The following is a 20,843-nucleotide window of genomic DNA, read 5'->3' on the forward strand; positions in this document are numbered from 1 at the left end:
AGGAGACCTCACCATGGCTATTCGCAAGTACAAGCCCACGACCCCCGGTCGTCGCGGCTCCTCGGTCGCCGACTTCGCCGAGATCACCCGGTCCACGCCGGAGAAGTCGCTGCTGAAGCCGCTGCCGAAGACGGGCGGCCGCAACAACGCCGGCCGCATCACCACCCGCCACATCGGCGGCGGCCACAAGCGCCAGTACCGCGTCATCGACTTCCGTCGCAACGACAAGGACGGCGTCGACGCCAAGGTCGCTCACATCGAGTACGACCCGAACCGCACCGCGCGCATCGCGCTGCTGCACTTCGTCGACGGCACCAAGCGCTACATCATCGCTCCCGACAAGCTCAAGCAGGGCGACGTCGTCGAGTCCGGTGCGGGCGCCGACATCAAGCCGGGCAACAACCTGCCGCTGAAGAACATCCCGGTCGGCACGGTCATCCACGCGATCGAGCTCAAGCCGGGCGGCGGCGCCAAGATGGCCCGCTCCGCCGGCGCGAGCGTGCGTCTCGTGGCGAAGGACGGCCCCTACGCGCAGCTGCGACTGCCCTCGGGCGAGATCCGCAACGTCGACGCGCGCTGCCGCGCGACGATCGGCGAGGTCGGCAACGCCGAGCAGTCGAACATCAACTGGGGCAAGGCCGGCCGTCTGCGCTGGAAGGGCGTCCGCCCGACCGTCCGCGGTGTCGCGATGAACCCGATCGACCACCCGCACGGTGGTGGTGAGGGCAAGACCTCCGGTGGCCGCCACCCGGTCACCCCCTGGGGCAAGAAGGAGGGGCGCACCCGCCACCCCAACAAGGAGAGCGACAAGCTCATCGTCCGCCGCCGGAACGTCGGCAAGAAGCGCTAAGGGAAGTTCAGAAGATGCCTCGCAGTCTCAAGAAGGGCCCCTTCGTCGACGACCACCTGTTCCGCAAGGTCCAGGTCGCGAACGAGTCGGGCAGCAAGAACGTCATCAAGACGTGGTCGCGCCGCTCCATGATCGTGCCGGCGATGCTCGGTCACACGATCGCGGTGCACGACGGCCGCAAGCACATCCCGGTCTTCGTGACCGAGACCATGGTCGGGCACAAGCTCGGCGAGTTCGCGCCCACCCGGACGTTCCGCGGGCACGAGAAGGACGACAAGAAGGGTCGCCGCCGCTAAGGCGGCGGAAGGAGGAAGAGAGATGGTGGAGTCCATCGCCCGGGTGCGCAGCATCCGCGTCACGCCTCAGAAGGCCCGTCGCGTCATCGCCCTGATCAAGGGCAAGCAGGCGCAGGAGGCCCTGGCGATCCTGAAGTTCGCGCCGCAGGGTGCGAGCGAGCCCGTGTACAAGCTGGTCGCGTCGGCCATCGCCAACGCCCGCGTCAAGGCGGATGCCAGCAACACCTACCTCGACGAGCAGGACCTGTTCGTGGCGAACGCGTACGTCGACGAGGGCACCACCCTGAAGCGGTTCCAGCCGCGCGCCCAGGGCCGTGCCTTCCGGATCAACAAGCGCACCAGCCACATCACGGTCGTGCTGTCCACCCCCGACGAGCTCGCGGGCGCCCAGCGCGCCGGCAGCAAGAAGGCGAGCAAGTAATGGGCCAGAAGGTCAACCCGTACGGCTTCCGTCTCGGCATCACCACCGACCACACGTCGCGATGGTTCGCCGACTCGACCAAGCCGGGTCAGCGCTACGCCGACTACGTCGCCGAGGACGTCAAGATCCGCCGGATGCTCACCACGAGCCTCGACCGGGCCGGCGTCGCGAAGATCGAGATCGAGCGCACCCGCGACCGCGTGCGCGTCGACATCCACACCGCGCGTCCGGGCATCGTCATCGGCCGCCGCGGTGCGGAGGCCGAGCGCATCCGCGCCGACCTGGAGAAGCTCACCAAGAAGCAGATCCAGCTCAACATCCTCGAGGTGAAGAACCCCGAGGCCGAGGCCCAGCTCGTCGCGCAGGGCATCGCCGAGCAGCTCTCCGCCCGCGTGGCCTTCCGCCGCGCGATGCGCAAGGGCCTGCAGGGCGCGCAGCGCGCCGGTGCCAAGGGCATCCGCATCCAGGTCTCCGGCCGCCTCGGCGGCGCGGAGATGTCCCGCTCCGAGTTCTACCGCGAGGGCCGCGTGCCCCTGCACACGCTCCGCGCGAACATCGACTACGGCTTCTACGAGGCCCGCACGACGTTCGGCCGCATCGGCGTGAAGGTCTGGATCTACAAGGGCGACATCACCAACAAGGAACTCGCTCGCGAGCAGGCGGCCCAGAAGTCGTCGCGCCCCGAGCGTCGTGACGGCGGCCGTGGCCGCGGCCCCCGTGCCGAGCAGCCCGCCACCGCAGGAGCCGAGGCCTAATCATGCTCATTCCCCGCAGAGTCAAGCACCGCAAGCAGCACCACCCCGGCCGTACCGGCCAGGCGACGGGCGGCACGAAGGTCAGCTTCGGCGAGTTCGGCATCCAGGCGCTCACGCCCGCGTATGTCACCAACCGCCAGATCGAGGCCGCGCGTATCGCGATGACCCGCCACATCAAGCGAGGCGGAAAGGTGTGGATCAACGTCTACCCCGACCGTCCGCTGACCAAGAAGCCCGCCGAGACCCGCATGGGCTCGGGCAAGGGCTCGCCGGAGTGGTGGGTCGCGAACGTCAAGCCGGGCCGCGTCCTCTTCGAGGTCGCCGGCGTCGAGGAGACCCTGGCGCGCGAGGCACTCCTCCGCGCCATCCACAAGCTGCCCCTCAAGGCACGCATCATCAAGCGCGAGGAGGGCGACGCGTAATGGCCGTCGGATCCAAGGAGCTCGCCCCGTCCGAGCTCGACACGTTCGAGAACGACCGCCTGGTCGACGAGCTGAAGAAGGCCAAGGAGGAGCTGTTCAACCTGCGCTTCCAGTCGGCCACCGGTCAGCTCGAGAGCCACGGTCGTCTGCGCGCCGTCAAGCGCGACATCGCCCGCATCTACACCGTGATCCGCGAGCGCGAGCTCGGGATCCGCGCCACCCCGGCGCCGGTCGAGAAGACCGAGAAGAAGGCTGCGGCGAAGAAGACCAACAAGAAGGCCGAGGCCGCTGAGGCCGAGACCACCGAGACCGCCGAGGAGGCGAGCAAGTAATGGCGAAGGTCACCGAGAAGACCGAGAAGACGGCCCCCGAGGCCGAGTCCGGTCACGAGCACGCCGCCCACGACGTCCGCGACGAGGCCGCGCGCGGCTACCGCAAGGTGCGCCGCGGCTACGTGACCAGCGACAAGATGGAGAAGACCATCACCGTCGAGGTCGAGGACCGCGTGAAGCACCCCCTCTACGGCAAGGTCCTGCGCCGCACCAGCAAGGTCAAGGTCCACGACGAGACGAACAGCGCCGGCATCGGCGACCTGGTCGTCATCGCCGAGACCCGCCCGCTGTCGGCGACGAAGCGCTGGCGTCTCGTCGAGATCGCAGAGAAGGCGAAGTAACCCATGCTGCAGCAGGAATCTCGAGTCAAGGTCGCCGACAACACCGGCGCCAAGGAGCTGCTCACCATCCGCGTGCTCGGCGGCTCCGGCCGTCGCTACGCCGGGCTGGGCGACGTCATCGTCGCGACCGTCAAGGACGCGATCCCGGGCGGCAACGTGAAGAAGGGCGATGTGGTCAAGGCCGTCATCGTCCGCACCCGCAAGGAGACCCGTCGTGCCGACGGCTCCTACATCAAGTTCGACGAGAACGCCGCCGTGATCCTGAAGGCCGATGGTGACCCCCGTGGCACCCGCATCTTCGGGCCGGTCGGCCGTGAGCTGCGCGACAAGCGGTTCATGAAGATCATCTCGCTGGCCCCGGAGGTCATCTAGTCATGGCGAAGATCAAGAAGGGCGACCTCGTCCAGGTCATCAGCGGCCCCTCGCAGGCCCGCGGCGGAGACCGCGGCAAGCAGGGCAAGGTCGTCGAGGTGCTGGTCGAGCAGGACCGCGTCGTGGTGGAGGGCGTGAACTACGTCACCAAGCACGTCAAGGTCGGCCAGACCCAGCGCGGCACGAAGACCGGCGGCATCGAGACCCACGAGGCCCCGATCCACATCTCGAACGTCGCGCTCGTCGACCCGAAGACCAAGAAGCCGACCCGCGTCGGCCACAAGGTCGAGACGGTCACCAAGGACGGCGTGGCCAAGAAGGTCCGCGTCCGCTACGCGAAGAAGTCCGGAGAGAACCTCTGATGTCCACCACCACTGCTGCGCCGGCTGGCACCATCCAGCCGCGCCTGAAGCAGAAGTACCACTCCGAGATCGTCAAGAACCTCACGGAGCAGTTCGGCTACACCAACCCGCACCAGGTGCCGGGTCTGGTCAAGATCGTCGTCAACACCGGCGTCGGCGAGGCTGCTCGCGACTCCAAGGTGATCGACGGCGCCGTCGCGGATCTCACCGCGATCACCGGCCAGAAGCCGCAGGTCACCAAGGCCCGCAAGTCGATCGCGCAGTTCAAGCTGCGCGACGGCATGCCGATCGGCGCCCACGTGACGCTGCGCGGCAACCGCTCGTGGGAGTTCCTCGACCGTCTGCTCTCGCTGGCCCTGCCCCGCATCCGCGACTTCCGCGGGCTCAGCCCGAAGCAGTTCGACGGCCACGGCAACTACACGTTCGGCGTCTCGGAGCAGTCGATCTTCCACGAGATCGACCAGGACCGCATCGACCGCGTCCGCGGCTTCGACATCACGATCGTCACGACCGCGAAGACGGACGACGAGGGACGCGCCCTGCTGCGCCAGCTCGGCTTCCCCTTCACGGCCGACGCCCCGGCGGCCTGACCGCCACTCCAAGAGAGGTCGGCAGCGGGTGGACCCGCTGTCGAAACCGATTGAGTAAGGAAACCAACCCATGACCATGACGGACCCTGTCGCCGACATGCTGACCCGGCTGCGGAACGCCAACTCGGCGTTCCACGACACCGTGGCGCTGCCGTCGTCGAAGCTCAAGACCCACATCGCCGAGATCCTCAAGCGCGAGGGCTACATCTCGGACTGGAAGGTCGAGGCGGCCCGCGTCGGCTCGACGCTCACGATCGACCTGAAGTACGGGCCGAACCGCGAGCGCTCCATCGCCGGCATCAAGCGCGTCTCGAAGCCCGGCCTCCGCGTCTACGCGAAGTCGACCGAGATCCCCCACGTGCTGGGCGGACTCGGCGTCGCCATCCTGTCCACCTCCTCGGGGCTCCTCACGGACCGCGAGGCGACGAAGAAGGGCGTCGGCGGGGAAGTCCTCGCCTACGTGTGGTGATCTGAGATGTCTCGAATCGGACGACTCCCCATCGACGTCCCGAGCGGCGTGACCGTCACCATCGACGGCCGCGACGTGTCGGTCAAGGGCCCCAAGGGCGAGCTCGCGCTCACCGTGGCCCAGCCCATCGAGGTCGCGCTCGAGGACGGCCAGGTGCTCGTCACCCGTCCCGACGACGAGCGCGAGTCGCGCTCGCTGCACGGGCTGACGCGCACCCTGATCGCGAACAACATCATCGGCGTGACCGAGGGCTACTCCAAGGGCCTCGAGGTCGTCGGCACCGGCTACCGCGTGCAGGCCGCCGGATCCGCCGTGACGTTCGCGCTCGGCTACTCGCACCCGATCACCGTGGAGCCGCCCGCCGGCATCACGTTCGAGGTCGAGGGCAACAACAAGCTGACCGTCCGCGGCATCTCCAAGCAGGCCGTGGGCGAGGTGGCTGCCAACATCCGCAAGCTGCGCAAGCCGGAGCCCTACAAGGGCAAGGGCGTCCGCTACGCGGGCGAGGTCGTGCGCCGCAAGGCCGGAAAGAGCGGTAAGTAACCATGTCCATCAAGAGCAAGAGCGCGCAGCGCGACCGCCGGCACACCCGGCTCCGCAAGCGCATCGCCGGATCGGCCGAGCGTCCGCGCCTGGTCGTGAACCGCTCGGCGCGGCACGTCTTCGTGCAGATCGTCGACGACAGCAAGGGCCACACGCTGGTCTCGGCCTCGACCCTCGAGGCGGACCTGCGCTCGTTCGACGGCGACAAGACCGCCAAGGCCCGCAAGGTCGGCGAGCTGCTCGCCGAGCGTGCGAAGCAGGCCGGCATCGATGCGGTCGTCTTCGACCGCGGAGGCAACAGATACGCCGGTCGCGTCGCCGCGATCGCCGACGGAGCGCGAGAGGGAGGGCTGAGCCTGTGAGCGACGCAACCAACGCAGAGACCCCGGCCGAGGAGACCCCGGCCACCGAGGCCACGGCCACCGAGACCCCGGCCGGCGAGACCGCGGCTGAGGACACCACCGCCAAGACCCCGGTCAACAGCACGGATGTCGCCACGGTCAACGAGGCGCCGGTCGAGACCGCCGCCTCGAGCGCGCCGTCGACGAACGAGCGCGAGGGCCGTCGCGGAGGCCGCGACCGCGGTCAGCGCAACGACCGCAACTCGCGGGATCGCGGCGACAGCCAGTTCCTCGAGCGCGTCGTCACCATCAACCGCGTGTCCAAGGTCGTCAAGGGCGGCCGTCGCTTCAGCTTCACCGCGCTCGTCGTGGTGGGCGATGGCAACGGCCTCGTCGGCGTCGGCTACGGCAAGGCGCGCGAGGTGCCGCTGGCGATCTCGAAGGGCGTCGAGGAGGCGAAGAAGAACTTCTTCCGCGTCCCGCGCGTCGACAAGTCGATCCCGCACCCCGTGCAGGGCGAGGCCGCTGCCGGCGTCGTGCTGCTGCGTCCGGCTGCCGCCGGTACCGGCGTCATCGCGGGCGGTCCCGTCCGCGCGGTGCTCGAGTGCGCCGGCATCCACGACGTCCTGTCGAAGTCGCTCGGCTCGTCGAACACGATCAACATCGTGCACGCGACCGTCGCGGCGCTGAAGCAGCTCGAGGAGCCCCGTGCCGTGGCCGCCCGCCGCGGTCTGGCCTTCGAGGACGTGGCCCCGGAGCGCCTCGTGCGCGCCGAGAAGGCCGCCGCAGAGCAGAAGGCGAGCGCCTGATGGCCGCCCAGATCAAGGTGACCCAGATCAAGTCCGTCATCAGCGAGAAGCAGAACCAGCGCGACACGCTGCGCAGCCTGGGGCTCAAGCGGATCGGCGACATCGTCGTCCGCGAGGACACCCCGGCCAACCGCGGCTACGTCCGCACGGTCGCCCACCTCGTGAAGGTCGAGGAGATTGACTAATGGCTGAAGAGAAGGCGGAGACCACGGCTGCGGCCGCGGCTCCGAAGAAGTCCACGGCGAAGCCCAAGACGGACGCGGCTGCCAAGCCCGCCGCCAAGGCCCCCGCCAAGAAGCCGGCTGCCGCCAAGGCCGCCGCCGACGCCCCGGCGGAGAAGGCCGCGGCCAAGCCCGCTGCCAAGAAGCCGGCCGCGAAGGCGACCGCCGCCAAGTCGGAGACCGCCGCCGCCTCGTCGAAGGACGAGACCACGGCGTCGAAGCCCGCCGCCAAGAAGGCCGCGCCGAAGAAGGACGTGGTGGCCTCGCGCCCCCAGATCCTCAAGGCGCACCACCTGCGTCCCGCCGCGGGCTCCAAGAAGGAGCGCACCCGCGTCGGCCGTGGTGAGGGCTCGAAGGGCAAGACCGCCGGCCGCGGCACCAAGGGCACGAAGGCCCGCTACCAGGTGCGCGCCGGCCTCGAGGGCGGCAACCTGAACTCCATCATGCGCGCGCCCAAGCTGCGCGGCTTCAAGAACCCGTTCCGGGTGGAGTACCAGGTCGTCAACCTCGACAAGCTGGCCGAGCTGTACCCGTCGGGCGGCGATGTCACCATCGTCGATCTGGTCGCCAAGGGCGCGGTCCGCAAGAACGAGAAGGTCAAGGTGCTCGGCACCGGCGACATCGCGGTTAAGCTGAACGTCGCGGTCGACAAGGTCTCGAGCTCCGCCGAGCAGAAGATCGTCGCCGCGGGCGGCTCCGTCAAGTAGCACCCTCGGGCGGGATCCCGGCAGCACTGCCGGGATCCCGCCCCGGGTGAGCGGGCCCGCGTTCCACCACCTTCCCGGGAAAGGGACCACCAGTGTTTCGAGCCGTCGCGCGGATCTTCCGCACGCCCGACCTGCGTCGCAAGATCCTCTTCACCCTGGCCGTCGTCGCGCTGTTCCGCCTCGGATCGTTCATCCCGGCGCCGTTCGTCGACTTCCAGAACGTGCAGGCCTGTCTCGCCGGCAACGCCCAGTCGACGGGTCTCTACACGCTCGTCAACCTGTTCTCGGGCGGCGCGCTCCTCAAGCTCTCGATCTTCGCGCTGGGCATCATGCCCTACATCACGGCGTCGATCATCGTGCAGCTGCTCCGTGTGGTCATCCCCCACTTCGACACCCTCTACAAGGAGGGGCAGTCGGGCCAGGCCAAGCTGACGCAGTACACGCGCTACCTCACCATCGCGCTCGGCGTGCTGCAGTCCACGACGCTCATCACGGTCGCCCGCTCGGGCCAGCTGTTCGCCGGATCCGGTAACACCACCGCGCAGTGCTCGCAGCTCATCACCTCCGACGGCTCGGAGTGGTACGGCATCGTGCTCATGGTCATCACCATGACGGCCGGCACCGGCCTCATCATGTGGCTCGGCGAGCTCATCACCGAGCGCGGCATCGGCAACGGCATGTCGCTCCTCATCTTCACCTCGATCGCGGCGCAGTTCCCGGCCTCGCTCGTGGGCATCTACCAGCAGGCCGGCGACCAGGGCGGCGTCGAGCGACTCGCCGCGGTCATCGCCATCGGCGTCGTGATCGTCGCCGCGGTCATCTTCGTCGAGCAGTCGCAGCGCCGCATCCCGGTGCAGTACGCGAAGCGGATGGTCGGACGCCGCACCTACGGCGGCAACAACACCTACATCCCGATCAAGGTGAACATGGCGGGCGTCGTGCCGGTCATCTTCGCCTCGTCGCTGCTGTACCTGCCGGCGCTCATCGCCCAGTTCAACCAGCCGCCGGCCGGCCAGGCCCCGCAGCCGTGGGTGCAGTGGATCACCGACTACCTGACCCGAGGCGACCACCCGCTGTACATGGCGGTGTACTTCATCCTCATCGTCGGGTTCACGTACTTCTACGTCGCGATCACCTTCAACCCGGAGGAGGTCGCGGACAACATGAAGAAGTACGGCGGCTTCATCCCGGGCATCCGCGCCGGCCGCCCGACGGCCGAGTACCTCGACTACGTGCTCACCCGCGTCACGCTGCCGGGCTCGATCTACCTCGGCCTCATCGCCCTCGTGCCGCTCATCGCCCTCGTGCTGATCAACGCCAACCAGAACTTCCCGTTCGGCGGCACCAGCATCCTGATCATGGTCGGCGTCGGCCTCGAGACGGTGAAGCAGATCGACTCGCAGCTCCAGCAGCGCCACTACGAGGGCCTGCTGCGATGACGGGGACCGGCGTGCGCATGCTCATCGTCGGCCCTCCTGGAGTCGGCAAGGGCACGCAGGCGGCGCTGATCGCGGAGCGCTACGGCATCCCGGCGATCTCGACGGGCGACATCTTCCGCGCGAACATCGCCAACGGCACCGAGCTCGGCCTCCAGGTGAAGGCGATCGTCGACGCGGGCGACTACGTGCCCGACGAGCTGACGAACGCGCTGATCACGGACCGCCTGAACGAGGCGGACGCGGACGGCGGGTTCCTGCTCGACGGGTACCCGCGCACCACCGACCAGGTCGCGTTCCTGAACCGGCTGCTGGCCTCGCACGGCCACGAGCTCGACGTCGTGGTCCGGCTGCTCGCCGACCAGGACGAGATCGTGCGCCGGCTGCGCAAGCGGGCGCTCGAGCAGGGGAGGACGGACGACTCCGAGGAGGCGATCCGCCACCGCCAGGAGGTCTACGCCCGCGAGACCGGCCCGCTCATCGACGCGTACCGGGAGTCCGGCCTGCTCGTCGAGATCGACGGCCTCGGCTCGGTCGACGAGGTCACCGGCCGCGTCTTCGGCGCGCTCGACGAGCGCGGCCTCGAGCGCGACTCCGCCTGAGCCCGCGACGGCGAGGGACCCCGCGGCGCTCTACCGCCGATTCCCGGCGCGGGCGATACGACTCGCCGACATGGTGTAAGCTCGACCCTTGGTGCTCCGTGCCCGCCATCCGGCGTGCGCGCATCCGGTCCCGTCCGACGGGCCCGGTGGACGGCATCGGAACCCACCCCGCAGACCAGCAGTCCTACACGTAACGAAGAGGGTATGGCCAAGAAAGACGGCGTCATCGAGATCGAGGGATCGGTTGTCGAAGCTCTGCCCAACGCGATGTTCCGCGTCGAGCTCAGCAACGGCCACAAGGTTCTCGCCCACATCTCGGGCAAGATGCGACAGCACTACATCCGGATCCTCCCCGAGGATCGCGTGATCGTGGAGCTGAGCCCCTACGACCTGACTCGCGGCCGCATCGTCTACCGCTACAAGTAAGGCAGCTGGAAAGTAACGGCCGCGCCGGCCCGCCGGCGCGCGCACGATGACAGCGAGAGAAGAACACCCATGAAGGTCAAGCCCAGCGTCAAGCCGATCTGCGATCACTGCAAGGTGATCCGCCGCAACGGCCGCGTCATGATCATCTGCAAGTCGAACCCGCGCCACAAGCAGCGCCAGGGCTGAGACGTCCGCGGCAGCCCGCGCCGTCCACCGGCACGGGCCGCCGCGTCCCACAACTGAACATCACGAACTGCTCCCTCAGATCCCGCAGCCGGCCGCACGGCCGCCGCGGGGGACACCCCGGGTCGGAGGCCCGGGAACCGGCGGAGCTCCACACCTCCGACACGACACCCAGGAGCAGCCGACATGGCACGTCTCGCCGGCGTCGACATCCCGCGCGACAAGCGCGTGGAGGTCGCACTCACGTACATCTACGGGGTGGGGCGCACTCGCGCTCTCACCACCCTGAAGGACACCGGGATCTCCGGTGACATCCGCGTCAAGGACCTGACCGACGACCAGCTCGTCCTGCTCCGCGACTACATCGAGGGCAACTACAAGGTGGAGGGCGACCTCCGCCGCGAGGTGCAGGCCGACATCCGCCGCAAGGTCGAGATCGGCTCGTACGAGGGTCTCCGCCACCGTCGCGGCCTGCCCGTCCGCGGCCAGCGCACCAAGACCAACGCCCGCACCCGCAAGGGCCCGAAGCGCACCGTCGCCGGCAAGAAGAAGGCAGGCAAGAAGTAATGGCCACCCCGAAGACCGCCGCGCGCAAGCCGCGCCGCAAGGAGAAGAAGAACATCGCCGTGGGCCAGGCCCACATCAAGTCGACGTTCAACAACACCATCGTCTCGATCACGGACCCCCAGGGCGCCGTCATCAGCTGGGCCTCCTCGGGCGGCGTCGGCTTCAAGGGCTCGCGCAAGTCCACCCCCTACGCCGCGCAGATGGCCGCCGAGTCGGCCGCCCGCCAGGCGCAGGAGCACGGCATGAAGAAGGTCGACGTCTTCGTGAAGGGTCCCGGCTCGGGCCGCGAGACCGCCATCCGCTCCCTCCAGGCCGCGGGCCTCGAGGTCGGCAGCATCAACGACGTGACGCCGCAGGCGCACAACGGCTGCCGCCCGCCCAAGCGCCGCCGCGTCTGACGTCGCGACGGCGAGGGGGTCCCCGGATCCCCTCGCCGTCCGCGCGCGTCCTCCAGCCTTTCCACAACTCCATATCCCGGCGGCCCAGCCACCCGCCGTTCTCCCGTGAACGTCATATGGCGGACGTTCTCGCCGAAAGGACAACCACGTGCTCATTGCACAGCGACCCACTCTCTCCGAGGAGACGATCTCGGAGTTCCGCTCCCGCTTCGTGATCGAGCCCCTCGAGCCCGGCTTCGGCTACACGCTCGGCAACTCGCTGCGGCGCACCCTGCTCTCCTCGATCCCGGGTGCCGCGGTCACCAGCATCCGCGTCGACGGCATCCAGCACGAGTTCGACACCGTCCCCGGCGTGAAGGAGGACCTGGTCGAGGTCGTCCTCAACATCAAGGGCCTCGTCGTCTCGAGCGAGCACGACGAGCCGATCACGGCGTACCTGCGCAAGACCGGCGCCGGCGTGGTCACCGCGGCGGACATCTCCGCCCCGGCCGGTGTGGAGATCCACAACCCGGACCTCGTCATCGCGACGCTGAACGACAAGGCGAAGTTCGACCTCGAGCTCACCATCGAGCGCGGCCGCGGCTACGTGTCGGCGACCCAGAACCGCAGCGAGTTCAGCGAGGCGGGCCAGATCCCGATCGATTCGATCTACTCGCCGGTGCTCAAGGTCACCTACCGCGTCGAGGCCACCCGTGCCGGCGAGCGCACCGACTTCGACCGCCTCGTGGTCGACGTCGAGTCGAAGCCGGCCATCACGCCGCGCGACGCGATCGCCTCGGCCGGCCGCACCCTGGTCGAGCTCTTCGGCCTCGCCCGCGAGCTCAACACCGCGGCCGAGGGCATCGAGATCGGCCCGGCGCCGGTCGACGCGATCGTCAGCTCCGAGCTGTCGATGCCGATCGAGGACCTGGACCTGTCGGTCCGCTCCTACAACTGCCTCAAGCGCGAGGGCATCAACACCGTCAGCGAGCTCGTCGCGCTGTCGGAGACGCAGCTGATGAACATCCGCAACTTCGGCCAGAAGTCGGTCGACGAGGTGAAGGACAAGCTGGTCGAGATGGGCCTGTCGCTCAAGGACAGCGTTCCCGGCTTCGACGGCGCCCACTTCTACGGCGGCTACGACGACGAGACCGTCTGACGGCCGCTCGACTGACACTGGAGATCTAGAACAATGCCCAAGCCCACCAAGGGTCCCCGTCTCGGCGGCGGTCCGGCGCACGAGCGCCTCATGCTCGCGAACCTCGCCGCGGCCCTCTTCACCCACAAGCGCATCCAGACCACCGAGACGAAGGCCAAGCGCCTCCGGCCGGTGGCCGAGCGCCTGATCACCTTCGCGAAGCGCGGCGACCTGCACGCGCGTCGCCGCGTGCTCGGCATCATCGGCGACAAGAGCGTCGTGCACGAGCTCTTCACCGAGATCGCGCCGCTGGTCGCCGACCGCGAGGGCGGCTACACCCGCATCGTGAAGACCGGCTACCGCAAGGGCGACAACGCGCCGATGGCCGTCATCGAGCTCGTGCTCGAGCCCGTCTCGAAGAAGCCCGCCTCGTCGACGAAGTCCGCCGCCCGCGCGGACGTCGGCGTGACGAAGCCGGTCGAGACCGCCGAGGACGTCGTTGAGGAGAACGTGGCCGACGAGGCCGCCGACGAGTCGAGCAGCGACGAGTCGAGCACCGGCGAGTCGGCTGTCGAGGAGACCGCGACCGAGGAGTCCGTCGAGGAGTCCGAGGCCCCCGAGGCCGACGCCGACAAGAAGTAGTCCTCGCACATCGAGTGCATCGCGAAGGCCCCGCTCCGGCGGGGCCTTCGTCGTACCCGGGTCGCTCCGCTACCGTGAGGCCATGGCCTCCGAGGCGACGACGATCGAGGTTCCCGGTCCGCACGGCGCGCGCGAGCTGCGCATCTCGAGCCCGAGCCGCGAGATCTGGCCCGCCGACGGCATCACGAAGCTCGAGCTGGCCGAGTACCTCGTCGCGGTCGGCGACGCGTTCGTCGCCGCGAACGGCGACCGCCCGATCTCGCTCGAGCGGTATCCGGGCGGCATCGACGGCGAGATGTTCTTCTCCAAGAACCCGCCGAAGGGCAAGCCGGAGTTCATCAGGGAGGTGGGCGTCACCTACCCGAGCGCGCGCTCGCATCCGCAGCTCGTCGTCGACGAGATCGCATCGGCCGTCTGGATGGCGCAGATGAACACGGTCGTGTTCCACCCCTGGGCATCGCGGGCCGGCGACAGCGACCACCCCGACCAGCTCCGCATCGACCTGGATCCGCAGCCCGGCCGCGACTTCCGCGACGCCGCCCGGATCGCCCCGGTGCTCCGCGACGTGCTCGCGGAGGCGGGGCTGACGGCGTTCGTGAAGACATCGGGCAACCGCGGCCTCCACGTCTTCGCCCCGATCGCGCCCGAGCGCGACTTCATCGACGTGCGCCACGCGGTCATCGCCGCCGCACGCGAGCTGGAGCGGCGCCTGCCCGACGAGGTCACGACGGCGTGGTGGAAGGAGGAGCGCGGAGAGAAGACGTTCGTCGACTTCAACCAGGCCGCCCGCGACCGCACGATCGCGGGCGCGTACAGCCCGCGCGCCCGGCCCGGCGCGACGGTCTCGACGCCGCTGGAGTGGGACGAGGTGCCGGATGCGGACCCGCGTGAGCTCACCATCCGGACGGTCCCGGCGCGGCTGGCGGACGTCGGCGACCCGTGGGCGCGGATGCACGAGCAGCCGGGATCGATCGCGACGCTGCTCGAGTGGTGGGAGCGGGACCTCGGCGACGGGCTCGGCGAGCTGCCGTACCCGCCCGACTACCCGAAGATGCCGGGGGAGCCGCCGCGGGTTCAGCCGTCCCGCGCGCGCAAGCCGGCGGAGTAGCTCCCCGGGGCATCGACAGGGGCTTCGACAGGCTCAGCCAGCCGAATGGGGCGACGCGGCCCTCCGGCGGGCGGGTCAGCCATCCGGCGGAGCGGGTCAGCCGTCCGCGCCGAGCAGCCGTGCCAGGTCGTACGCGCCCGGCACCTCGAGCTGCTCGAAGGTGCACGATCCGGGCTCGCGGTCGGGGCGCCAGCGCACGAACTGCGCGGTGTGCCGGAAGCGCATGCCCTCCATCTGGTCGTAGCGCACCTCGAGCACGCGCTCGGGGCGCAGCGGCACGAACGACGTGTCCCGATTGGAGGAGAACCGGTTGCGCTCGCCCTCGGCGGTCACGATGCCGCCGTCGTCGTCCCGGGTCACGAGCGGCTCCAGCTCGTCGATCAGCTCGAGCCGGCGGGTGTTCGTGAAGGCGGAGACGCCGCCGACCCCGAGCAGGCGGCCGTCGGAGAACAGCCCGAGCAGCAGCGAGCCGACGCCGGCGCCGGACTTGTGCACCCGGTAGCCCGTGAGCACCACGTCGGCCGTGCGCGCGTGCTTGACCTTCAGCATCCGCCGGGCGCCCGGCTCGTACGGGGCGGCCAGCGGCTTCGCGACGACCCCGTCGAGCCCCGCCCCCTCGAACTCCTCGAGCCAGCGGCGGGCGGTGTCCGCCTCCGTCGTCGTCTGCGTGAGGTGAAGGGGCGGCCGCGCGCCCGCGAGCAGCGACTCCAACGCGGCACGGCGCTCGCCGAACGGCGTGGCGAGCAGTGAGCCGCCGTCGGCCGCGAGCAGATCGAACGCGACGAAGGAGGCCGGGGTCTCCTCCGCCAGGCGCGCCACCCGGCTGGCCGCTGGGTGGATCCGCTGCGACAGGGCCTCCCAGCCCAGATGCTCCCCGCCGTCGGCGCTCACCCGCACGACGATCTCGCCGTCGACGACGGCGCCGACCGGCAGCTGGGCGCCGAGCTCCTCGACCAGCTCGGGGAAGTAGCGCGTGAGCGGCTTGCCGCCGCGACCGCCGATCTCGACGCCGTCGGCGGTGCGCTCCACGATGGCTCGGAAGCCGTCCCACTTCGGCTCGTAGAGGAGGCCGCCCTCGATCGAGTCCGACTCGGGGACCGTCGCGGCCGCCTTCGCCAGCATCGGCTCGGTGGAGGACGTCGGGCGCGCGGTCATGCGCCCGAGGCTAGCCCGATCATCCCGGGCGCGGCACCCCGGCCCAGTCGTGGGCGACGCGCGCCGGCGGCAGCTCGGCGAGGCGCTGCACGGCGTCCTTGACCGCGCCCGTCCAGACGCGCGCGCCGAAGCCGCCGAAGTGGATCTGGTCGCGGTTGAGCTGCCCGAGGTCGGGCTGGATGGCGTCGTGCCAGTTCGCCAGCTCGACGTTGCGGTACTGCCGGGCGTAGTCGCTCAGCGTCTCGTTCACGTCGGGCTCCCAGCCGCGCGGCGCCTGGGTGTTCACGAGCACGAGCTGCCGCGACGGCCCGATGATCGCCCGCACCTGATCGAGCACCGCGCGCGGGAACGGCCCGTTCGTGCCGAGTGCGAGCACGATCACCGGGCGGAGCGACCCCGAGTCGCGCAGGCCGGACAGGATGCCCGGCGCCTGGTTCATCTGGCGCGAGACGGCGGCGTCGACCTCGACGCCGGGGAACTCCGTCTGCAGCTCCGTCGCGGCGGCGAGCGTCACCGAGTCGCCGACGACGAGCAGCTGATCGCCGGTGACGGCGCGCGCCGAGGCGGAGGGCGTCGGGCCGGGACGGTCGACGGCCTCCGATCCGGCGCTCACCTGGCGCTCGGTCAGGCCGCGTCCCGGGTCGGCCGCGACCCCGACCGCCGTCGCGGCCGCCGCCCCGAGCGCGAGCACGACGGCGAGGCTCGCCGCGATCGCGGAGCCGGCGCCCCACCGCCACCAGCCGAGCGCGAGCCGGGCCGAGCGGCGGACGCCGTCGCGGCGGATCGGCTGCTCGACCACCGCGTACGACAGCGTCGCCGCGACGACCGTGAGCGCCAGGGCCATGCCGCCGAGCGCCCAGCCGCCGAGGCCGTCGCGCGGCCACGCCGGGAGCGCCGCCGACAGCAGGAGCAGCACCGGCCAGTGCCAGAGGTAGAGGCCGTAGCTGCGGACGCCGATCCAGCGGACGGGCGCCCATTCGAGCACGGCGGCGAGCGGCGTGCCGGGCACGAGCAGCGCCGCGATGGCGAGGGCGGAGAGCACGGCCACGAGGCCGAGCCCGCCCGTGAACGGCAGCGCGGAGTGCTCGGGCAGCAGCACGGCGACCGCGCCGAGACCGGCGAGCGCGAGGAGGCCGAGCACGGAGGCGACCGCGCGGCCGCCGCGCCGGGCGGCCTCCGGCATCCGCCCGTCCGCGAGCACGGCGACGAGCGCGCCGAGGGCCAGCCCGAAGCTGTGCGTGTCGGTGCCGTAGTAGACGCGGGTGGCGCCGTCGGCGCCCCAGAGCAGGGCCATCGCGGCGAGCGAGCCGGCGGCCAGCAGCCCGACGGCTCCCGCGCGCACGGCACGGGGCAGGAGCGCGAGCACGAGCACGACGGCGGGCCAGACGAGGTAGAACTGCTCCTCGACGGCGAGCGACCACAGGTTGCGGAAGAGCTCGGGGTCCGCGGCGCCGAAGTAGTCGGAGCCCTGGGCGATGAGCACCCAGTTGCTCGAGAAGGTGACGGCGCCGAGCAGCTGCGATCCCAGGCGGAGCGTCAGGTCGCCGCCGAGCAGCGCGGCCGCCGCGCCGCAGACGAGGAGCAGCAGCACCAGCGCCGGCAGCAGCCGTCGCGCGCGCCGGAGCCAGAAGGCGCCGAGCCGCACGCCGCCGGTCGCCTCCTGCTCGCGCAGGAGCAGCGAGGTGATGAGGAAGCCGCTGATCACGAAGAAGACGTCGACGCCGACGAACCCGCCCGGCAGCGCGCCGGGGGAGAGGTGGAAGACGAGCACCCCGGCAACGGCGAGGGCACGGAGGCCGTCGATGCCGGGCACGCGGAAGCCGGCCGTGGACAGCGTCGTCGGGCGGCTCCGGGAGTCCGTGCGGGGCGAGGGCATGGCGTGCGCAAGCCTAGACTCGGCGCATGGACGGCGGCCGGACGGATGCCGCGCGCGTGCGCCTCGACGTCGCGTACGACGGCACCGCGTTCTCCGGGTGGGGGCGCCAGCCCGGCCTCCGCACGGTGCAGGGCGTGCTCGAGGAGGCGCTCGACACCGTGTTCCGCCGCCACGGCGAGCCGCCGCGGCTGACCGTCGCCGGCCGCACCGACGCCGGGGTCCACGCCCTCGGCCAGGTGGCGCACCTCGACCTCGACGCGGCGCAGCTGGCGAGTCTCGACCGGCCGCACCGCGGCGCGCGCCCGGGATCCGCCGTGCCGACCGGGCCCACTGCGCCGACAGCACCGAGCGCGCCGACCGGGCCGGAGGGGCTCGTGCGCCGGCTCAACGGGATCGCCGGGCCCACGTTCGACGTCCGGGTGCTCGGCGCCCGGCTCGCCCCGGAGGGCTTCGACGCGCGCTTCTCCGCGGTGTGGCGGCGCTACGAGTACCGGATCGCCGACGCCGAGGCCCTGCACGATCCGCTGCGCCGCGTCTCGACGCTCTGGCACGCGGCCGCGCTCGATGCGGCGGCCATGGACGCGGCCGCGCGCGCACTTCCGGGACTCCACGACTGGGCGGCGTTCTGCAAGCCGCGCGAGGGCGCGACGACGGTGCGGACGCTGCTCGACTTCTCGTGGCGCCGCGACGAGGACGGCGTGCTCGTGGCCGAGGTGCGGGCCGACGCGTTCTGCCACAGCATGGTGCGCGCCCTCGTCGGCGCGTGCGTCGCCGCGGGGGAGGGGCGGCTGGCCCCGGACGACGTGGTCGCGCTCCGCGACGCGGCCGAGCGCGGCGCCGGCTTCATCGTCGTGCCCGCGCGCGGCCTGACGCTGCTGGAGGTCGGCTACCCGGACGACGGCGAGCTGGCCGCCCGCGCCGAGCAGACTCGCGCGCGACGCGCCGCGATCGATCGCAGCGGTTTGACCGCCACGGGCCCGATCACGTAGTCTTCTGAGGTTGTCCGCGGTCACCCGCGGGCGCCGAGCCCTCCACCGTCGGGTTCCCTGCCGCAGCTGCGGCGGATGGAACGCACACCGGAGCGGGATCCACGACCACCTCGACAGGAAGCAGTGCATCATGACGCGCACTTTCAGCCCCACTCCCGCTGACGTCCAGCGGAACTGGGTCGTCATCGACGCGACGGACATCGTGCTGGGCCGCCTGGCCAGCCACGCCGCCGCCATCCTCCGCGGCAAGCACAAGCCGACCTTCGCCCCCCACATGGACATGGGCGACTTCGTCATCATCGTCAACGCCGAGAAGGTCGCCCTCACCGGCGCCAAGCTCGAGAAGAAGATGGCGTACCGCCACTCCGGCTACCCGGGCGGCCTCACGGCCACCTCGTACTCCGAGCTCCTCGAGAAGCACCCGACGCGCGCGGTCGAGAAGGCCATCCGCGGCATGCTCCCGAAGAACTCGCTGGGCCGCGCCCAGATCAAGAAGCTGAAGGTCTACGCCGGCGCCGAGCACCCGCACGCCGCGCAGCAGCCCACGCCGTACACCCTCACCCAGGTCGCCCAGTAGCGCCCGCCGAGACCAAGGACTTCAACACCATGGCGAAGATCGAAGACGCCGTCTCCGGCGACGTGCTCCAGAACTACTCCACCGAGACCCCGGCCGGCGAGACCGCCGCCGTCGCGGCCCCTCGTCCCGTCCTCAGCGTGCCCGGCTCGGCCGTCGGCCGCCGCAAGGAGGCCATCGCCCGCGCGCGACTGACCCCGGGCGCCGGCACCTTCACGGTGAACGGCCGCACCCTCGAGGAGTACTTCCCGAACAAGCTGCACCAGCAGCTCATCACGGACCCCTTCACGGTGCTCGAGCTCACCGGCAGCTACGACGTGATCGCGAAGATCACCGGCGGCGGCCCCTCCGGCCAGGCCGGCGCGCTGCGCCTCGCCATCGCCCGGGCGCTCAACGAGATCGACCGCGAGAACAACCGCCCGAACCTCAAGAAGGCCGGCTTCCTGACGCGCGACGCGCGCGTCATCGAGCGCAAGAAGGCCGGTCTGAAGAAGGCCCGCAAGGCCTCGCAGTTCTCGAAGCGCTGATCGGCGGGGCTCTCATGCCTCGACTCTTCGGCACGGACGGGGTCCGCGGTCTCGCCAACGGCGAGATCATCACCGCGGACCTCGCCCTCGGCCTGGCGCAGGCCGCCGCCGTCGTGCTCACCAAGGGCCGGCACGCGGAGGAGAACCGCGCGCTCGGACGTCGTCCGCGCGCGGTCGTTGCGCGCGATCCGCGCGTCTCGGGCGAGTTCATCTCCGCGGCCGTGGCCTCCGGGCTCGCGAGCTCCGGCATCGACGTGCTCGACGCCGGCGTCATCCCGACCCCGGCGGCGGCGTTCCTCGTCGGCGACATCGACGCGGACTTCGGCGTGATGGTCTCCGCCTCGCACAACCCGATGCCCGACAACGGCATCAAGTTCTTCTCCTACGGCGGCACGAAGCTGCCGGACGAGGTGGAGGACCGCATCCAGGAGGCCCTGGGCGCGCCGCACCTGCTGCCGACCGGCGCGGGCGTCGGGCGCATCCGCCGCTTCGCGGACGCCGAGGACCGCTACCTGCTGCACCTGCTGTCGACCCGCGACATCGACCTCAAGGGCATGCGCATCGTCATCGACGCCGCCCACGGCGCCGCCGCCGGCATCTCGCCGCAGGTGTTCAAGGACGCCGGCGCCCGGGTCAGCCTCATCGGCGGCGACCCCGACGGCGTCAACATCAACGACGGCGTCGGCTCGACGCACCTCGCGCCGCTCCAGGCCGCCGTGGTGGCGCAGGGCGCCGACCTCGGCATCGCGCACGACGGGGACGCCGACCGCTGCCTCGCCGTGGACGCGGACGGCCGCATCGTCGACGGCGACCAGCTCATGGCGATCCTCGCCCTCTCGCTGAAGTCGCGCGGGCTGCTGGCGAAGGACACGCTCGTCGCCACGGTGATGTCGAACCTCGGGCTCCGCCGCGCGATGTCGGAGCACGGCGTCCGCCTGCTCGAGACCAAGGTCGGCGACCGCTATGTGCTCGAGGCGCTCGCGGCCGAGGACCTCAGCCTCGGCGGCGAGCAGAGCGGCCACGTCATCTTCAGCGAGCACGCCACGACCGGCGACGGCATCCTCACCGGGCTCCAGATCGCCACCGAGATGGCGCGCACCGGCCGCAGTCTCGCGGAGCTCGCCTCGGTGATGACGGTGTACCCGCAGGTGCTCGTCAACGTGGCCGGCGTGGATCGCGAGCGCCTGGCCGGCGACCAGGTCGTGGCCGCCGCGGTCGCCGCCGTCGAGGACGAGCTCGGCGACGACGGCCGGGTGCTCCTGCGCCCCTCCGGCACCGAGCCCGTCATCCGCGTGATGGTGGAGGCGTCGGAGTCGTCCGTCGCCGAGGACGTCGCCGCGCGCCTCGCCGCGATCGTCCGTCGTGAGCTCGCGCTGAGCTGAGCCGGTCGGCGCCCGCACCTGCCCTGGTTC

General features: G+C 70.8%; 31 protein-coding genes. 29 read left to right on the forward strand and 2 right to left on the reverse strand.

Going from position 1 to position 20,843, the window contains the following annotated elements:
• Nucleotides 1-13 precede the first annotated feature (13 nt).
• The 25 genes from rplB (at nucleotide 14) to ligD (ending at nucleotide 14,310) form a co-directional block, all read left to right on the forward strand.
• The gene (rplB, locus tag AC1RSJ_RS03075; protein ID WP_493116869.1) at nucleotides 14-850 is read left to right on the forward strand and encodes a 50S ribosomal protein L2; all 837 of its coding nucleotides are present in this window, start codon (nucleotides 14-16) and stop codon (nucleotides 848-850) included.
• 14 nt (nucleotides 851-864) lie between these two features.
• Nucleotides 865-1,146: a 30S ribosomal protein S19 gene (gene rpsS / locus AC1RSJ_RS03080; RefSeq protein WP_493116870.1), complete on the forward strand. Its 282-nt coding sequence runs from the start codon at nucleotides 865-867 to the stop codon at nucleotides 1,144-1,146.
• 22 nt (nucleotides 1,147-1,168) lie between these two features.
• Entirely contained in the window at nucleotides 1,169-1,567 is a 399-nt protein-coding gene (gene rplV, locus AC1RSJ_RS03085) for a 50S ribosomal protein L22 (RefSeq protein WP_493116871.1), read from the forward strand.
• Nucleotides 1,567-2,322: a 30S ribosomal protein S3 gene (rpsC, locus tag AC1RSJ_RS03090; RefSeq protein WP_493116872.1), complete on the forward strand. Its 756-nt coding sequence runs from the start codon at nucleotides 1,567-1,569 to the stop codon at nucleotides 2,320-2,322. The genes rplV and rpsC overlap by 1 nt, the downstream gene beginning before the upstream one ends.
• A 2-nt stretch (nucleotides 2,323-2,324) precedes the next feature.
• Entirely contained in the window at nucleotides 2,325-2,744 is a 420-nt protein-coding gene (gene rplP / locus AC1RSJ_RS03095) for a 50S ribosomal protein L16 (RefSeq protein ID WP_493116873.1), read from the forward strand.
• Entirely contained in the window at nucleotides 2,744-3,076 is a 333-nt protein-coding gene (gene rpmC, locus AC1RSJ_RS03100; RefSeq protein ID WP_493116874.1) for a 50S ribosomal protein L29, read from the forward strand. Before rplP ends, rpmC begins: the two co-directional genes overlap by 1 nt.
• Nucleotides 3,076-3,417 (forward strand): 30S ribosomal protein S17, encoded by a 342-nt coding sequence (gene rpsQ, locus AC1RSJ_RS03105; RefSeq protein WP_493116875.1) that lies wholly within the window; start codon nucleotides 3,076-3,078, stop codon nucleotides 3,415-3,417. Before rpmC ends, rpsQ begins: the two co-directional genes overlap by 1 nt.
• A 3-nt stretch (nucleotides 3,418-3,420) precedes the next feature.
• Complete coding sequence (rplN, locus tag AC1RSJ_RS03110; protein ID WP_493116876.1) at nucleotides 3,421-3,789, forward strand: 50S ribosomal protein L14; 369 nt, start codon at nucleotides 3,421-3,423, stop codon at nucleotides 3,787-3,789.
• Between the two features lie 2 nt (nucleotides 3,790-3,791).
• Nucleotides 3,792-4,151: a 50S ribosomal protein L24 gene (gene rplX, locus AC1RSJ_RS03115; RefSeq protein WP_493116877.1), complete on the forward strand. Its 360-nt coding sequence runs from the start codon at nucleotides 3,792-3,794 to the stop codon at nucleotides 4,149-4,151.
• Nucleotides 4,151-4,741: a 50S ribosomal protein L5 gene (gene rplE, locus AC1RSJ_RS03120; RefSeq protein ID WP_493116878.1), complete on the forward strand. Its 591-nt coding sequence runs from the start codon at nucleotides 4,151-4,153 to the stop codon at nucleotides 4,739-4,741. Before rplX ends, rplE begins: the two co-directional genes overlap by 1 nt.
• A gap of 70 nt (nucleotides 4,742-4,811) precedes the next feature.
• The gene (gene rpsH / locus AC1RSJ_RS03125) at nucleotides 4,812-5,210 is read left to right on the forward strand and encodes a 30S ribosomal protein S8 (protein ID WP_493116879.1); all 399 of its coding nucleotides are present in this window, start codon (nucleotides 4,812-4,814) and stop codon (nucleotides 5,208-5,210) included.
• Between the two features lie 6 nt (nucleotides 5,211-5,216).
• Nucleotides 5,217-5,753, forward strand: a complete 537-nt coding sequence (rplF, locus tag AC1RSJ_RS03130; RefSeq protein WP_493116880.1) for a 50S ribosomal protein L6 — start codon at nucleotides 5,217-5,219, stop codon at nucleotides 5,751-5,753.
• A 2-nt stretch (nucleotides 5,754-5,755) separates the two neighbouring features.
• Nucleotides 5,756-6,115: a 50S ribosomal protein L18 gene (gene rplR, locus AC1RSJ_RS03135; RefSeq protein ID WP_493116881.1), complete on the forward strand. Its 360-nt coding sequence runs from the start codon at nucleotides 5,756-5,758 to the stop codon at nucleotides 6,113-6,115.
• Nucleotides 6,112-6,903, forward strand: a complete 792-nt coding sequence (gene rpsE / locus AC1RSJ_RS03140) for a 30S ribosomal protein S5 (protein ID WP_493116882.1) — start codon at nucleotides 6,112-6,114, stop codon at nucleotides 6,901-6,903. The genes rplR and rpsE overlap by 4 nt, the downstream gene beginning before the upstream one ends.
• On the forward strand, nucleotides 6,903-7,088 hold the full coding sequence (rpmD, locus tag AC1RSJ_RS03145; RefSeq protein WP_493116883.1) for a 50S ribosomal protein L30: 186 nt from the start codon (nucleotides 6,903-6,905) through the stop codon (nucleotides 7,086-7,088). Before rpsE ends, rpmD begins: the two co-directional genes overlap by 1 nt.
• Nucleotides 7,088-7,831: a 50S ribosomal protein L15 gene (gene rplO / locus AC1RSJ_RS03150; protein ID WP_493116884.1), complete on the forward strand. Its 744-nt coding sequence runs from the start codon at nucleotides 7,088-7,090 to the stop codon at nucleotides 7,829-7,831. The genes rpmD and rplO overlap by 1 nt, the downstream gene beginning before the upstream one ends.
• Before the next feature lie 92 nt (nucleotides 7,832-7,923).
• Nucleotides 7,924-9,270: a preprotein translocase subunit SecY gene (gene secY, locus AC1RSJ_RS03155; protein WP_493116885.1), complete on the forward strand. Its 1,347-nt coding sequence runs from the start codon at nucleotides 7,924-7,926 to the stop codon at nucleotides 9,268-9,270.
• Nucleotides 9,267-9,869, forward strand: a complete 603-nt coding sequence (locus AC1RSJ_RS03160; RefSeq protein ID WP_493116886.1) for an adenylate kinase — start codon at nucleotides 9,267-9,269, stop codon at nucleotides 9,867-9,869. The genes secY and AC1RSJ_RS03160 overlap by 4 nt, the downstream gene beginning before the upstream one ends.
• Nucleotides 9,870-10,073: 204 nt before the next feature.
• Nucleotides 10,074-10,295: a translation initiation factor IF-1 gene (infA, locus tag AC1RSJ_RS03165; protein ID WP_066056559.1), complete on the forward strand. Its 222-nt coding sequence runs from the start codon at nucleotides 10,074-10,076 to the stop codon at nucleotides 10,293-10,295.
• A gap of 69 nt (nucleotides 10,296-10,364) precedes the next feature.
• Nucleotides 10,365-10,481, forward strand: a complete 117-nt coding sequence (gene rpmJ / locus AC1RSJ_RS03170; protein ID WP_141929790.1) for a 50S ribosomal protein L36 — start codon at nucleotides 10,365-10,367, stop codon at nucleotides 10,479-10,481.
• Between the two features lie 183 nt (nucleotides 10,482-10,664).
• Nucleotides 10,665-11,045, forward strand: coding sequence for a 30S ribosomal protein S13 (gene rpsM, locus AC1RSJ_RS03175; RefSeq protein WP_493116887.1), 381 nt, complete (start codon nucleotides 10,665-10,667; stop codon nucleotides 11,043-11,045).
• Nucleotides 11,045-11,443, forward strand: coding sequence for a 30S ribosomal protein S11 (rpsK, locus tag AC1RSJ_RS03180; protein ID WP_493116888.1), 399 nt, complete (start codon nucleotides 11,045-11,047; stop codon nucleotides 11,441-11,443). The genes rpsM and rpsK overlap by 1 nt, the downstream gene beginning before the upstream one ends.
• Before the next feature lie 148 nt (nucleotides 11,444-11,591).
• Nucleotides 11,592-12,581: a DNA-directed RNA polymerase subunit alpha gene (locus AC1RSJ_RS03185; RefSeq protein WP_493116889.1), complete on the forward strand. Its 990-nt coding sequence runs from the start codon at nucleotides 11,592-11,594 to the stop codon at nucleotides 12,579-12,581.
• A gap of 33 nt (nucleotides 12,582-12,614) precedes the next feature.
• Complete coding sequence (rplQ, locus tag AC1RSJ_RS03190; protein WP_493116890.1) at nucleotides 12,615-13,202, forward strand: 50S ribosomal protein L17; 588 nt, start codon at nucleotides 12,615-12,617, stop codon at nucleotides 13,200-13,202.
• An 82-nt stretch (nucleotides 13,203-13,284) separates the two neighbouring features.
• The gene (gene ligD / locus AC1RSJ_RS03195; protein WP_493116891.1) at nucleotides 13,285-14,310 is read left to right on the forward strand and encodes a non-homologous end-joining DNA ligase; all 1,026 of its coding nucleotides are present in this window, start codon (nucleotides 13,285-13,287) and stop codon (nucleotides 14,308-14,310) included.
• 96 nt (nucleotides 14,311-14,406) lie between these two features.
• On the opposite strand, the gene AC1RSJ_RS03200 is transcribed toward ligD, so the two are convergent.
• On the reverse strand, nucleotides 14,407-15,465 hold the full coding sequence (locus tag AC1RSJ_RS03200) for an ATP-dependent DNA ligase (RefSeq protein WP_493116892.1): 1,059 nt from the start codon (nucleotides 15,463-15,465) through the stop codon (nucleotides 14,407-14,409).
• Between the two features lie 19 nt (nucleotides 15,466-15,484).
• Nucleotides 15,485-17,341 (reverse strand): acyltransferase family protein, encoded by a 1,857-nt coding sequence (locus AC1RSJ_RS03205; RefSeq protein ID WP_493116893.1) that lies wholly within the window; start codon nucleotides 17,339-17,341, stop codon nucleotides 15,485-15,487.
• Between the two features lie 26 nt (nucleotides 17,342-17,367).
• Here AC1RSJ_RS03205 and AC1RSJ_RS03210 point away from each other — a divergent pair, with 26 nt between their 5' ends.
• The 4 genes from AC1RSJ_RS03210 (at nucleotide 17,368) to glmM (ending at nucleotide 20,813) form a co-directional block, all read left to right on the forward strand.
• On the forward strand, nucleotides 17,368-18,330 hold the full coding sequence (locus AC1RSJ_RS03210; protein WP_493116894.1) for a tRNA pseudouridine synthase A: 963 nt from the start codon (nucleotides 17,368-17,370) through the stop codon (nucleotides 18,328-18,330).
• Between the two features lie 130 nt (nucleotides 18,331-18,460).
• On the forward strand, nucleotides 18,461-18,907 hold the full coding sequence (rplM, locus tag AC1RSJ_RS03215) for a 50S ribosomal protein L13 (RefSeq protein WP_493116895.1): 447 nt from the start codon (nucleotides 18,461-18,463) through the stop codon (nucleotides 18,905-18,907).
• A gap of 29 nt (nucleotides 18,908-18,936) precedes the next feature.
• Nucleotides 18,937-19,431: a 30S ribosomal protein S9 gene (gene rpsI, locus AC1RSJ_RS03220; RefSeq protein ID WP_493116896.1), complete on the forward strand. Its 495-nt coding sequence runs from the start codon at nucleotides 18,937-18,939 to the stop codon at nucleotides 19,429-19,431.
• 14 nt (nucleotides 19,432-19,445) lie between these two features.
• Complete coding sequence (gene glmM / locus AC1RSJ_RS03225) at nucleotides 19,446-20,813, forward strand: phosphoglucosamine mutase (RefSeq protein WP_493116897.1); 1,368 nt, start codon at nucleotides 19,446-19,448, stop codon at nucleotides 20,811-20,813.
• The last annotated feature ends 30 nt before the right edge of the window (nucleotides 20,814-20,843 follow it).

This window comes from Schumannella sp. GW821-FHT10F01, from assembly GCF_058809295.1.

What these genes read in the sequence shown, in the direction of transcription:
- rplM (WP_493116895.1), top strand. Translation starts at nt 18,461, where the DNA reads ATGACGCGCACTTTCAGCCCCACTCCCGCTGACGTCCAGCGGAACTGG.
- rplB (WP_493116869.1), top strand. Translation starts at nt 14, where the DNA reads ATGGCTATTCGCAAGTACAAGCCCACGACCCCCGGTCGTCGCGGCTCC.
- AC1RSJ_RS03205 (WP_493116893.1), bottom strand. Translation starts at nt 17,341, where the DNA reads ATGCCCTCGCCCCGCACGGACTCCCGGAGCCGCCCGACGACGCTGTCC.
- rplR (WP_493116881.1), top strand. Translation starts at nt 5,756, where the DNA reads ATGTCCATCAAGAGCAAGAGCGCGCAGCGCGACCGCCGGCACACCCGG.
- rpmC (WP_493116874.1), top strand. Translation starts at nt 2,744, where the DNA reads ATGGCCGTCGGATCCAAGGAGCTCGCCCCGTCCGAGCTCGACACGTTC.
- rpsK (WP_493116888.1), top strand. Translation starts at nt 11,045, where the DNA reads ATGGCCACCCCGAAGACCGCCGCGCGCAAGCCGCGCCGCAAGGAGAAG.
- AC1RSJ_RS03160 (WP_493116886.1), top strand. Translation starts at nt 9,267, where the DNA reads ATGACGGGGACCGGCGTGCGCATGCTCATCGTCGGCCCTCCTGGAGTC.
- rplP (WP_493116873.1), top strand. Translation starts at nt 2,325, where the DNA reads ATGCTCATTCCCCGCAGAGTCAAGCACCGCAAGCAGCACCACCCCGGC.
- rplX (WP_493116877.1), top strand. Translation starts at nt 3,792, where the DNA reads ATGGCGAAGATCAAGAAGGGCGACCTCGTCCAGGTCATCAGCGGCCCC.
- rpsQ (WP_493116875.1), top strand. Translation starts at nt 3,076, where the DNA reads ATGGCGAAGGTCACCGAGAAGACCGAGAAGACGGCCCCCGAGGCCGAG.
- rplF (WP_493116880.1), top strand. Translation starts at nt 5,217, where the DNA reads ATGTCTCGAATCGGACGACTCCCCATCGACGTCCCGAGCGGCGTGACC.
- rpsM (WP_493116887.1), top strand. Translation starts at nt 10,665, where the DNA reads ATGGCACGTCTCGCCGGCGTCGACATCCCGCGCGACAAGCGCGTGGAG.
- rplN (WP_493116876.1), top strand. Translation starts at nt 3,421, where the DNA reads ATGCTGCAGCAGGAATCTCGAGTCAAGGTCGCCGACAACACCGGCGCC.
- rpmJ (WP_141929790.1), top strand. Translation starts at nt 10,365, where the DNA reads ATGAAGGTCAAGCCCAGCGTCAAGCCGATCTGCGATCACTGCAAGGTG.
- infA (WP_066056559.1), top strand. Translation starts at nt 10,074, where the DNA reads ATGGCCAAGAAAGACGGCGTCATCGAGATCGAGGGATCGGTTGTCGAA.
- ligD (WP_493116891.1), top strand. Translation starts at nt 13,285, where the DNA reads ATGGCCTCCGAGGCGACGACGATCGAGGTTCCCGGTCCGCACGGCGCG.
- rpsS (WP_493116870.1), top strand. Translation starts at nt 865, where the DNA reads ATGCCTCGCAGTCTCAAGAAGGGCCCCTTCGTCGACGACCACCTGTTC.
- rplO (WP_493116884.1), top strand. Translation starts at nt 7,088, where the DNA reads ATGGCTGAAGAGAAGGCGGAGACCACGGCTGCGGCCGCGGCTCCGAAG.
- AC1RSJ_RS03200 (WP_493116892.1), bottom strand. Translation starts at nt 15,465, where the DNA reads ATGACCGCGCGCCCGACGTCCTCCACCGAGCCGATGCTGGCGAAGGCG.
- rplV (WP_493116871.1), top strand. Translation starts at nt 1,169, where the DNA reads ATGGTGGAGTCCATCGCCCGGGTGCGCAGCATCCGCGTCACGCCTCAG.
- rpmD (WP_493116883.1), top strand. Translation starts at nt 6,903, where the DNA reads ATGGCCGCCCAGATCAAGGTGACCCAGATCAAGTCCGTCATCAGCGAG.
- AC1RSJ_RS03210 (WP_493116894.1), top strand. Translation starts at nt 17,368, where the DNA reads ATGGACGGCGGCCGGACGGATGCCGCGCGCGTGCGCCTCGACGTCGCG.
- rpsI (WP_493116896.1), top strand. Translation starts at nt 18,937, where the DNA reads ATGGCGAAGATCGAAGACGCCGTCTCCGGCGACGTGCTCCAGAACTAC.
- rplE (WP_493116878.1), top strand. Translation starts at nt 4,151, where the DNA reads ATGTCCACCACCACTGCTGCGCCGGCTGGCACCATCCAGCCGCGCCTG.
- glmM (WP_493116897.1), top strand. Translation starts at nt 19,446, where the DNA reads ATGCCTCGACTCTTCGGCACGGACGGGGTCCGCGGTCTCGCCAACGGC.
- rpsH (WP_493116879.1), top strand. Translation starts at nt 4,812, where the DNA reads ATGACCATGACGGACCCTGTCGCCGACATGCTGACCCGGCTGCGGAAC.
- rplQ (WP_493116890.1), top strand. Translation starts at nt 12,615, where the DNA reads ATGCCCAAGCCCACCAAGGGTCCCCGTCTCGGCGGCGGTCCGGCGCAC.
- rpsC (WP_493116872.1), top strand. Translation starts at nt 1,567, where the DNA reads ATGGGCCAGAAGGTCAACCCGTACGGCTTCCGTCTCGGCATCACCACC.